The sequence below is a fragment of the Bacillus sp. P4_D3 genome, from assembly GCF_056401855.1.
Genome location: NZ_JBFUIN010000734.1, coordinates 1 through 1,507, shown reverse-complemented (window position 1 = coordinate 1,507; position 1,507 = coordinate 1). Strand labels below are relative to the sequence as shown.

The 1,507-nt window shown below is 34.0% G+C and carries 1 protein-coding gene; it reads right to left on the bottom strand.

What is annotated here, in order from left to right; translation table 11 throughout:
• Nucleotides 1-137 precede the first annotated feature (137 nt).
• Nucleotides 138-1,226, bottom strand: coding sequence for a DUF871 domain-containing protein (locus AC1DTM_RS26105; protein ID WP_016103797.1), 1,089 nt, complete (start codon nucleotides 1,224-1,226; stop codon nucleotides 138-140).
• Nucleotides 1,227-1,507: the final 281 nt, after the last annotated feature.

Genomic DNA, 1,507 nt, shown 5'->3' with positions numbered 1-1,507 from the left:
GGCGTTTACGGGCAGTTAATCTTCCACCTAGCTTCTTTGCACCAGCTGAATTTTAAGGTGGAGTTTTACTGCCCGTTAATGCGGGATAAAAAGGAAAAAGCTGCTGAAGTCAGTAGTTTTTTCCTTTTTCATTTTCTCTATTTCTTTAATGTAAATCCAAATTTATCCCAAGCTTGTAAATAATCTAATAAGAAAATTTCTTCCTCTACAACTCGGCCAACTACATTTGTTTTTCCTGTATTCACCATATCTTTTAAGGCAAGTTGTAATTCACCTTTATATTGACCGTATTGTTCATTATCAATTAAGATATCGCCTCGTTTAATTTCACGCGTATTATGAGGTTTGAACTCTTCTTTTTTATATTTCACACGACTTTGTGTAGAACGAATCATATATTCAGATACATCCCCGCGATAAAAATGAGGTTCGTCTAACACAATAATTCTTTCTAACTCTGTTGTTGTTTCATAAATTTCTATATCAAAAGTTTGCTTGTCTTTATTTAACTCACCAAGCGCCTCTAGTTCTTCCTCTGACGCATAAGCATTCGCAATAATAACATCATCAATTAATTCTGTCGCAAACAAATGCTTCGCTTGTGTTGTCATTGGCAATTCACGATGCTGCTCTAACGTACATAACCCTTCTGTTACTGGCCAAGGTCCATATGTTGCATCGAATGATGAAATAAAAGCAGCGGTTCTCATACCGTAATCTTTAAATTGTTTCGAGCATTTAATGAAATGATCGTATGATAATCCTGAATAACGGTGTGGATAGAAATTATGACAGCCAATTAAATTTTCACGATTTGGTCTATGACTCATAATGTTATCTACATACTTCGTACCGTTGCTCATATTAATCTCAATTTTCAAACCGTACGGATTGTACGTCATAATCGATTCTTCTAATCCTGAGAAACCAACATCTAAACGAATACCGTAAGCACCTAGTTCATGGAAGAATGATAAATCATTATAAGAAATACCTAGTTGTTCAAAAACAGACGGACTAATATCAACCAATACTTGGAACCCTAATGCATTCGCATGAGAAATTGTTTCTTTAAACTCTTCTATAATTGTCTCTTTTTCGCCATCTACAGATAATAAACATGTGAATACACGTGTAAATCCGTATTTACTTGCTAATGTTACATACTCCTTATCTTCCTCTACTGTCGAATGTTCTGGATAAATAGAAATACCTAATCGTCTCATATGTACACGCCTCTTTCTTCATCATATTGTAAACCTTTTCAAATATATGTAGTGAAAAAGTATGTATCCCCTTCTCATCCACTACCATTTGAATCCGCTTTCTTTAAAGAAAAAATAATTTCTATCATTCATAACAACTACTAGTCTATACATCTATACTTTACATCTTTTTTTCAAAGTTGTGTAGTCTTTCCACAAATTTGTCAGTTTTTTTGCCTCGAAAATTGTTATACGTTTTCAAGGCACCTTCCTTGACTGTTACGTTGACCACTACATATACT

Bases quoted from the DNA above. Each gene is read 5' to 3' on its own strand.
- AC1DTM_RS26105 (WP_016103797.1), bottom strand. From the start codon at position 1,226: ATGAGACGATTAGGTATTTCTATTTATCCAGAACATTCGACAGTAGAG.